The 9,749-nt window shown below is 68.1% G+C and carries 6 protein-coding genes; all 6 read right to left on the bottom strand.

From position 1 onward, the window contains the following. Nucleotides 1–472 precede the first annotated feature (472 nt). A complete protein-coding gene (locus J0670_RS19465) occupies nt 473–2,824 on the bottom strand; it encodes an immune inhibitor A domain-containing protein (RefSeq protein WP_207812904.1) in 2,352 nt (783 codons plus the stop codon). Nucleotides 2,825–3,167: 343 nt separating this feature from the next. Beyond that, a complete protein-coding gene (locus tag J0670_RS19460; protein WP_207812903.1) occupies nt 3,168–5,687 on the bottom strand; it encodes an ATP-dependent Clp protease ATP-binding subunit in 2,520 nt (839 codons plus the stop codon). A gap of 692 nt (nt 5,688–6,379) precedes the next feature. Continuing rightward, nucleotides 6,380–6,730 (bottom strand): Lsr2 family protein, encoded by a 351-nt coding sequence (locus J0670_RS19455; RefSeq protein ID WP_207812902.1) that lies wholly within the window; start codon nt 6,728–6,730, stop codon nt 6,380–6,382. A 91-nt stretch (nt 6,731–6,821) separates the two neighbouring features. Further along, entirely contained in the window at nt 6,822–7,358 is a 537-nt protein-coding gene (locus J0670_RS19450; protein ID WP_207812901.1) for an amino-acid N-acetyltransferase, read from the bottom strand. 10 nt (nt 7,359–7,368) lie between these two features. Beyond that, nucleotides 7,369–7,806 carry a BlaI/MecI/CopY family transcriptional regulator gene (locus J0670_RS19445; RefSeq protein ID WP_207812900.1) on the bottom strand — a complete coding sequence of 146 codons (438 nt, stop codon included), beginning with the start codon at nt 7,804–7,806 and terminating at the stop codon, nt 7,369–7,371. Nucleotides 7,807–8,104: 298 nt separating this feature from the next. Further along, nucleotides 8,105–9,661, bottom strand: coding sequence for a bifunctional lysylphosphatidylglycerol synthetase/lysine--tRNA ligase LysX (lysX, locus tag J0670_RS19440; protein WP_207812899.1), 1,557 nt, complete (start codon nt 9,659–9,661; stop codon nt 8,105–8,107). Nucleotides 9,662–9,749: the final 88 nt, after the last annotated feature.

Here is a 9,749-nt window from a genome sequence, read left to right as displayed (position 1 = left end):
GCGAGCCGGCGCACGGCCGGCCCCATGGGCGGGACGTTGGACATCGCCTGGCGTACCTCACGGTCGTACGGGAGCAGCACGAAGTGCCCGATCGGGCGCGTGCTGAGCGGGGGACCACTCAGGTTTAACGGTCACCGAGCGGAGTCCCAAACGGCGTGACGTACTACGGCGTGTAGTCAACGTGGTGCCGGAGATTCAAGCTGACGGAGCAATGATCATGAGATCCGATAGTCCGCGACCGGCCCGACCCGACCGGCGGCCCGCGCCGATCGGCTACTAGGGCCGGTCGTACCGTTCCGGACGGCTGTGACCAGTGCCACCCGCCCGCGGGGTTTGACGCGGTGGGAAAAGCGTCCGGCCCGCCCCCGCGCGATGGCGGGGGCGGGCCGGACGTGGAGATTCCGAGCGGTCAGATCGCCGGTCTGTCACTGAGGCGGTCGGCCGCCGAGGCGGTCAGCCGGCGACGGGCCGATCAGTTGTCGACCGGGCGGACCCGGATCCAGGTCTCCAGGTAGTTCGCGGACTCGTTCTCGACCTCGATGCTGGTGCCGGTCTTCGGGACCTTCACGCTGCTGTACGGGTTGTCCTTGGACCAGTACTCCTTCAGGTCCGAGAACTCGTCGACGCCCTTGGCCTTCGGGACGACCGTCTCGACGCCGTTCTTGTGCAGCGTCAGACCCGGGGTGCGACGCGAGCCGAAGGTCGAGTCGTAGCCCTGCATGCGCGGACGCAGCAGGGTGCCGTCCGACCACTTCAGCGGGGCCGGGTGCGAGTCGATCGGGAGGATCAGACCCTCGCCCGGGTGGTTGCTGACGTTGTTGTCGGTCTGCGACTCGTCCCAGTACCAGATCAGCAGACCGGGCTGGTACGGGTAGTGCTCGACCCAGTTCGGCTTGCTGGTGCTCCAACCGAAGTTGTACGGGCCGGTCTTCAGGGTCTGGTCGAAGGAGACGTACTGCCGGTTCTCCGCGATGTAGTACTGCGCGTAGTCCTTGGTGTACGTGCCGGTGAAGCGGGTGAAGCCGTCGGCCACCCAGCCGTTGTCACCGTTCTCGACGTCGTCGCTGAAGACCGTGGCGCCGTCGGCGGTCACGTTGATGTCGTCCAGCGCCAGACCGCGGTAGTGCAGGCCCGGGTCGGTGGTGTTGTGGAAGCGGACCTTGATCTGCTTGCCGGCGTAGGCGTCCAGCGGGAAGGACAGGTCGCCCCAGGTCGCGGCGAGGCCGGACAGGGCCGGGCGGCCGCCCTCGGTGGGCAGCGGCTGGCCGTTCCAGGTGCCGTTCAGGACGGTCCAGTTCTTGCCGCCGTCGGTGGAGACCTCGCCGAAGGCGAAGTCGAAGTCCTGCTCCAGCTCGTACCAGGCCTTGGCGTTCAGGCTGGCCTTGGTCTTGCCGGTCAGGTCGACGTCGCGGGTGAGCGTGACGTTCAGGTTGTCGGCGCTGCCGCTCCACCACTCGTACTTGCCGGCGAACGGCTTGTTGATGTCGGTGGTGATGCTCTTCTTCGGCAGGTCGACGATCAGGCCCTGCGGGAGCTTGCTGTTGTACTCCGCCGGGCCGATGTGGTGGGTCGACTCCTTGCCGGCCGCGGCGCGGTCGGCCTTCAGCCAGCCGAGCTTGAACTTGCTCCAGGCGTCGAGGTCGTTCGGCATGTCGCCGATGGTGTCCTTGCCCTCGCCGAGCCAGGAGCCGGAGGACATCAGCGACCAGAAGCCGACCGAGTTGTCGATGCCCTTGCCCGCGGTGTCGTAGAGGTCCGGCAGACCGAGGTCGTGGCCGTACTCGTGGGCGAAGACGCCGAGGCCGCCGTTCTCCGGCTGCATCGTGTAGTCGCCGATCCAGAGGCCGCTGTCACCGACCTGGACGCCGCCGAGCTTGTTGCCCTCGGGGCCGGCCTGGCCCTGCAGGTTGCCGTAGACGTACGAGCGGTGCGCCCACAGGGCCTTGCTGCCCTGCTTGCCGCCACCGGCCGACTTGTCCTCGCCGGCGTGCACGATCTGGAAGTGGTCGATGTACCCGTCGGGCTGGTTGAAGTTCCCGTCGTGGTGCGAGCCGTAGCGGTCCCACTGGTCGTACTGGGCCAGGGTCGCCTTGATCTGCTCGGGGGTCTGACCCTTCGCCAGCTGGTCCTTGTACCAGATGTCGACGGCGTCGCGGATCAGGTCCTGGGCGCTGCCGCAGACGTTGGAGCCGCAGTAGTCCGAGCCGTACCGGGCCTCGTTCCACGGCACCCGGACCCAGTCCGAGACCACGCCGTCGACCGAGTAGCGGCCCGAGGACTGCTTCTCGTAGAAGGTCTTCAGCGAGGGCTTGTCCTTGGAGAAGTACAGGTCCTGGAAGTGCTGCTGGTTGTAGTCGGCCTGCCAGGCGGTCGAGTTGTTGCTGGCGCGGTCCGGCTGCTCGATCTCGTTGTGCTTCGGGCCGGGCTCACCACCGAACTTGATCTTGCCGTCGGGCGTCTTGGTGGTGTTGTCCACCTGGTCGCCGAAGTCGACCAGGATGGTGAAGATCTTGTCCGTGCGCTCGCGGGCGAGCTCCACGTACTTGTCCTTGCCCAGCTTCACGCTGGTGCTGCCGTTGTGCTGCTCGACCTTGGCGGTGCCGGCGAGGAGCTGCTCGGTGGCGGCCTTCTGCTCGGCCTCGACCTTGGCGGTCAGCGGACCCGGGATGTTGTGCTCGGTGTTGGACTGGACGGCGTCGGCGGGGTCCCGGGGGACCGGCGCCGAGCCGGCCGCGACGGCGCTGCTCGGGAAGAGACCCGCGCCGAGCGTGACTATGACCGCTGCGGCCGTCGCGGCCGCAGCGGTTCTCCTGGTGTTCTTCAACGTTGTGACGTCCTCCCCGACCGGGGCCAGCTCTTGGCCAAAGCCCGGCAAACCAAAATGAAAGACAGGTGGACGTCATTTGATACAAGCGTGCACGGAAAAGATAGACCTTGACCATGACATGGTCACGGCGCTATCCTCCCCGACTCCCCATCAACTGACCAAGTGTCAACCGTATGTCGGTTAAACATTGCTGAGAAGTCGGACGCACCCGCACCAAGCGGCCGGGGGGCCGTTCACCCCGGACCGGCCGGGGGAGGGGGCGGCCGGCCGCGAACGCACCGAGCCCCCGGCGCGAACGCCGGGGGCTCGGTGGCTGTGAAGTTGTCTGTTAAAAGTTGGTCTACTTCGTGAGGTCCGGACCGGACGAGGCGACCGCAGCCGGGGTGTCCGCGACGGCCGTCTTCTCCTCGCCGCGGAAGGTGAACTTGGCCTCCTTGCCCTCACCCTCCACGTCGACGACCACGATGTGACCGGCCCGCAGCTCGCCGAAGAGGATCTTCTCGGAGAGGTGGTCCTCGATCTCGCGCTGGATGGTGCGGCGCAGCGGACGGGCACCCAGGATCGGGTCGTAGCCGCGCTTGGCCAGCAGCTTCTTGGCCTCGACGCTGAGCTCCAGGCCCATGTCCTTGTCCTTGAGCCGCTCGTCCACCTTGGCGATCATCAGGTCGACGATCTGGATGATGTCGTCCTCGGACAGCTGGTGGAACACCACGATGTCGTCGACACGGTTCAGGAACTCGGGGCGGAAGTGCTGCTTGAGCTCCTCGCCGACCTTCGCCTTCATCCGCTCGTACCCGGTCTGGGTGTCACCCGTGGCCGCGAAGCCCAGGTTGAAGCCCTTGGAGATGTCCCGGGTGCCGAGGTTGGTCGTCATGATGATGACGGTGTTCTTGAAGTCGACCACGCGGCCCTGGGAGTCGGTCAGGCGACCGTCCTCCAGGATCTGCAGCAGCGAGTTGAAGATGTCCGGGTGGGCCTTCTCGACCTCGTCGAAGAGGACGACCGAGAACGGCTTGCGGCGGACCTTCTCGGTCAGCTGGCCGCCCTCCTCGTAGCCCACGTATCCGGGCGGGGAGCCGAACAGCCGGGAGACGGTGTGCTTCTCGGAGAACTCGGACATGTCGAGCGCGATCAGCGCGTCCTCGTCGCCGAAGAGGAACTCGGCGAGCGTCTTGGACAGCTCGGTCTTACCGACGCCGGACGGGCCGGCGAAGATGAACGAACCGCCGGGGCGCTTCGGGTCCTTGAGGCCCGCACGGGTGCGCCGGATGGCCTGGGAGAGCGCCTTGATGGCGTCCTTCTGGCCGATGACGCGCTTGTGCAGCTCGTCCTCCATGCGGAGCAGACGGGACGTCTCCTCCTCGGTCAGCTTGAAGACCGGGATGCCGGTGGCGGTGGCCAGGACCTCGGCGATGAGCTCCTCGTTGACCTCCGCGACGACGTCCATGTCGCCGGCCTTCCACTCCTTCTCGCGCTTGGCCTTGGCCTGGAGGAGCTGCTTCTCGTCGTCGCGCAGGGACGCGGCCTTCTCGAAGTCCTGCGCGTCGATCGCGCTCTCCTTCTCGCGGCGCACGTCGGCGATCTTCTCGTCGAACTCGCGCAGGTCCGGCGGCGCGGTCATCCGGCGGATGCGCATCCTGGAGCCGGCCTCGTCGATCAGGTCGATGGCCTTGTCCGGCAGGAAGCGGTCCGAGATGTACCGGTCGGCCAGGGTGGCGGCGGCGACCAGGGCGGCGTCCGTGATGGAGACCCGGTGGTGGGCCTCGTAGCGGTCGCGCAGACCCTTGAGGATCTCGATGGTGTGCGGCAGCGAGGGCTCCGCGACCTGGATCGGCTGGAAGCGGCGCTCCAGCGCGGCGTCCTTCTCCAGGTGCTTGCGGTACTCGTCCAGGGTGGTGGCACCGATGGTCTGCAGCTCGCCGCGGGCCAGCATCGGCTTGAGGATGCTGGCGGCGTCGATGGCACCCTCGGCGGCGCCCGCGCCGACCAGGGTGTGCAGCTCGTCGATGAACAGGATGATGTCGCCGCGGGTGCGGATCTCCTTGAGCACCTTCTTCAGGCGCTCCTCGAAGTCACCGCGGTAGCGCGAGCCGGCCACCAGGGCGCCCAGGTCCAGCGTGTAGAGCTGCTTGTCCTTGAGCGTCTCCGGGACCTCGCCCTTGACGATCGCCTGGGCCAGGCCCTCGACCACGGCGGTCTTGCCGACGCCGGGCTCACCGATCAGGACCGGGTTGTTCTTGGTGCGGCGGGACAGCACCTGCATGACCCGCTCGATCTCCTTCTCGCGCCCGATGACCGGGTCGAGCTTGGCCTCGCGGGCGGCCTGGGTGAGGTTGCGGCCGAACTGGTCCAGGACCAGCGAGGTCGACGGGGTGCCCTCGGCGGGCCCGCCGGCCGTGGCCGACTCCTTGCCGCCACCGGTCTGGTAGCCGGACAGCAGCTGGATGACCTGCTGGCGCACCCGGTTGAGGTCGGCACCCAGCTTCACCAGGACCTGGGCGGCGACGCCCTCGCCCTCGCGGATCAGGCCGAGCAGGATGTGCTCGGTGCCGATGTAGTTGTGGCCGAGCTGCAGGGCCTCCCGGAGCGACAGCTCCAGGACCTTCTTCGCCCGGGGGGTGAAGGGAATGTGACCGGACGGGGCCTGCTGGCCCTGGCCGATGATCTCCTCAACCTGCTGGCGAACGGCCTCAAGAGAAATCCCGAGGCTCTCCAGGGCCTTGGCGGCGACGCCCTCGCCCTCGTGGATCAGACCCAGGAGGATGTGCTCGGTGCCGATGTAGTTGTGGTTGAGCATCCGGGCTTCTTCCTGAGCCAGGACGACAACCCGCCGCGCGCGGTCGGTGAACCTCTCGAACATCGTTTATCGCTCCTCAGAGCGGTCGGGCAGTTCGGGGTCCGTCCCCGCCCTGTCCTTCCGCATGCTAGTCCCGCTCAGCGGCGCGGCCCACGGATTCACTCCCCGGTACGGGAGCGAGATGCTGCGCGACCAGCCGACACCAATCCCAACCTGATGCTGGGAATCGGTGTTCCCACAGGTGGGCCGGATGCACCGGAATCCGCTACGCCATCGGCGAACAAGAGCCGCCGGGGCGGAGCCGGACCCTCTCCGGCCGGTCGCACATACTGCCCCTGGACGGGTCGAAGGACCCGTCCACCTGCATTCATACCCGGTATCGGGGCCGTTCTCGCGCAGTTTCCGCGGTGGCGGTGTTCGCCTGGCGAGAAGTCGGGCCGCGGTGATGGTGGTTCGACGGCGGGCGGGACGGTCGGTACGCCATCCCGGTGGTGTCCGCGTTACCGCTTCGCCCCTACAGCGTCGCACGGCTCCTGTTTGTTCCGCCGCCCGAGCTCGCGGCCCGAGCTCGCGGCCCGAGCCCGCCGCCCGAGCCCGCCGCCCCGGAGGCCCCGGGCGCGGTGGTGGCCGGAGGTGTCCGGGCGCGCGCCGCGGGGCGCGGAGGAGGCTCCTCCGCGCCCCGCGCGTGTGTCGTCGGCGCCGTGCACGACAACCGGGGCCCCGCACCCGCCCCGGCAGGCCCGGCGGTGCCGGGGTCAGGACGCGTTGGCGTCCTCGTAGGCCTGGCGGACGCCGCTGGGCACCCGGCCGCGGTCGTTGACCTCCATGCCCTGCTCCTTGGCCCACGCGCGGATCTTCGCGGTGTCCGGCGAGCTGTTGGACGGACGCGCCGCCGCACCACGGCCCGGACGCCGGGAGCCGGCGAGCCGGCCGCTCTGCTTGCGGCCCTTCTCCACGTACGGCGCCAGCAGGCCGCGGAGCTTGTCCGCGTTGGCGCTCTTCAGGTCGATCTCGTAGGCAACGCCGTCGAGCGCGAACGTGACCGTCTCGTCCGCCGAACCGCCCTCGAGATCGTCTTCAAGAATGACCTGCACCCTCTGTGCCACGGGCTTCCCTTTCCGCTAAACGACCCATTGCCTAAGGAAAGGAAAGCGCCTTTCTCCGGAAAACACAAACCCTTGACCGCTGCGGAGCCGCTCAGAGGTGCAGCAGCATGCGCGAGTTGCCCAGTGTGTTGGGCTTCACCCGCTCCAGGTCGAGGAACTCCGCGACACCTTCATCGTACGAGCGGAGGAGTTCTTCATAGACATCCGTAGCGATCGCCGCCGGGTCTGTCGTACCATCATCGGTTTCCTGAAGCTCACCGATCTCGACGAAACCGTGTTTCGCGAAGAACGGAACCTCGAACGTCAAGCAGAAAATCCGACGGACGCCGAGCCAGCGGGCCGTCTGGAGCAGCTTCTCCAGCAGCACGTGCCCGATCCCGAAGCCGCGGCAGGACGGATCCACCGCGAGCGTCCGGACCTCGGCCAGGTCCTCCCACATCACGTGCAGGGCGCCGCAGGCCACCACCACGCCGTTGTCGTCGCGTTCCGCGACCCAGAACTCCTGGACGGATTCGAACAGTGTGACAGTGGGCTTGTCCAGAAGAATGCCGTCGCGCGAGTATGTGTCGATGAGCCCGCGTACGGCCCGTACGTCCGTGGTCCGCGCCCGGCGGATGGTGACCTCCATGCCCGGGACGTTATCGCGTCGTCCCCGGTGCGGTCTCCCCGGTATCCGGTCCGTCCTCCCCGGAATCCGCGGGGGGCGGATCGGACGGGAACAGAGCGGCGACCCGCAAGGCGTCCCGGAGGGCCTCGCGTTGCTCCGGGGACATCAGGCCGAAGAAGTGCACCAGGGCCGCCGCCGGATTGTCACTGGTGGCCCATGCGTCGTTCATCAGTGCCGCCGTGTACGCCTCGCGCGAGGAGACCGGTTCATATCGATAGGCCCGGCCGGCCCGCTCACGGCGCAGCCAGCCCTTTCTGTGCAGCTTGTCCAGGACGGTCATCACCGTGGTGTACGCGATTTCGCGTTCCGACTGCAGATCCAGGAGAACCTCGCGAACCGTCACCGGTCGGTTCCACCGCCACACCCGGGTCATGATGGCGTTCTCAAGTTCGCCGAGTTGCCGGACCATAGTGCGGCCAGGATAGGGAGTGAATGGGGCAAATCTTGTGAAGTGCGCCAAACCGGCGCGCCGCCACCCCCGGGAATCGGGAATGGCGGCGCGCCGGTCGTTCCAGTCGTTCTGGAGGCGGCTGACGGCGTCAGTCGCGGGTCCGCACGCGGGTGCCCGGAAGGGCCCCGGGGATCAGTCGATGTCTTCCTTGGCCTTCTGGGCCCCGCCCTGGCTGCGGATGATGGCCCGCACCAGGAATCCGAAGCCGATCGCCATGACCAGCGGCGGCACGATCGCGCTGACGTAGTCCATCAGGTCACTCCTCCTCGGTCTTCTCCGCCGACGCGGCGGAAGCCTTCGGCTCCGGCTTCACCAGCGGGAAGAGCACGGTCTCCCGGATGTTCTTGCCGGTCAGCAGCATGATCAGGCGGTCCACGCCGAGGCCGAGGCCACCGGTCGGGGGCATCGCGTACTCCAGGGCGCGCAGGAAGTCCTCGTCCACCTGCATCGCCTCGACGTCGCCGCCGGCCGCCAGCAGGGACTGCGCGGTCAGGCGGGCGCGCTGCTCGACCGGGTCGACCAGCTCGGAGTAGGCGGTGCCGATCTCGGTACCGAAGATCACCAGGTCCCACTTCTCGGCCACGCCCGGGATCGAGCGGTGCTGGCGGGTCAGCGGGGAGACCTCGGTCGGGTAGTCCTTGAGGAAGGTCGGCCGGACGGCGTTCTCCTCCAGCAGGCGCTCGATCATCTCCAGCACGATCTGGCCGTGGCCCCACTCCTTCTCGAAGGGGATGCCGTGCTCGGCGGCCAGCTTGCGCAGCTCCTCGACCGTGGTCTCCGGGGTGACCTCGACGCCCAGGCGGGCCGAGATGCCCGGGTAGACGCTGATCTCCTCCCACGGCTCGGCCAGGTCGATCTCGTGCTCCACGCCGTGCGCGTCCACGCCCCTGATCACCGTGGTGCCCAGGGCGTCCCGGGCGGCGTTGACGATCGTCTCGCGGATCAGCTCGGCCTGGGTGTCGTAGTCGCCGTAGGCCTCGTACGACTCCAGCGAGGTGAACTCCGGGTTGTGGGTGGAGTCCGCGCCCTCGTTGCGGAAGTTGCGGTTGATCTCGAAGACCTTCTCGGCGCCGCCGACCACCAGCCGCTTGAGGTACAGCTCGGGGGCGATGCGCATGTAGAGGTCGATGTCGTACGCGTTGATGTGCGTCTTGAACGGACGCGCGTTGGCGCCGCCGTGCACCGGCTGCAGCATCGGGGTCTCGACCTCGATGTAGCCGCGGTCCTCGTAGGTGCGGCGGATCGAGCGGACGACCTTGCTGCGCAGGTGCAGGATCTCGCGGGCCTCGGGGTTCACGATCAGGTCGACGTAGCGCTGGCGGACCCGGGCCTCCGGGTCGGTCAGGCCCTTGTGCTTGTCCGGCAGCGGACGCAGGCACTTGGCGGTGAGCTCCCAGCGGTCCACCATCACCGACAGCTCGCCGCGCTTGGAGGTGATCACCTCGCCCTCGACGCCGACCTGGTCGCCGAGGTCGATGTCGGACTTCCAGGCGGCCAGCCGCTCGGCGCCCAGCTTGTCCAGGGAGAGCATCACCTGGAGGTCGCCGGTGCCGTCGCGCAGGGTGGCGAAGCAGAGCTTGCCGCCGGTGCGGGAGAGGATCACCCGGCCGGTGATGCCGGCGCGCTCACCGGTCGCGGTGTCGGGCTCCAGGTCCGGGTGCTTGGCACGCAGGTCCGCGATGGTGCTGGTACGGGGGAATCCGACCGGGTACGGGTCGATGCCGGCAGCCCGGAGCCGGTCCAGCTTCTCGCGCCGGACGCGCATCTGCTCGGGAAGGTCGTCGGTCGCGGGAACAAGGCTCTGATCGGTCACCCCACAAGGGTAGCCAGCCACACACGGTGCTCCGCGACAGGATTACCGAGGGGAGACCGCGACCGCGGTCTCCCCTCGTGTTCCGGCG

Source organism: Streptomyces sp. FH025 (assembly GCF_017427025.1).
GTDB lineage: Bacteria > Actinomycetota > Actinomycetes > Streptomycetales > Streptomycetaceae > Kitasatospora.
Note: the sequence above shows the minus strand (reverse complement) of the source record. Positions and strands in the feature narration are given on the sequence as shown.

What these genes read in the sequence shown, in the direction of transcription:
- J0670_RS19450 (WP_207812901.1), bottom strand. Translation starts at nt 7,358, where the DNA reads ATGGAGGTCACCATCCGCCGGGCGCGGACCACGGACGTACGGGCCGTA.
- J0670_RS19445 (WP_207812900.1), bottom strand. Translation starts at nt 7,806, where the DNA reads ATGGTCCGGCAACTCGGCGAACTTGAGAACGCCATCATGACCCGGGTG.
- J0670_RS19460 (WP_207812903.1), bottom strand. Translation starts at nt 5,687, where the DNA reads ATGTTCGAGAGGTTCACCGACCGCGCGCGGCGGGTTGTCGTCCTGGCT.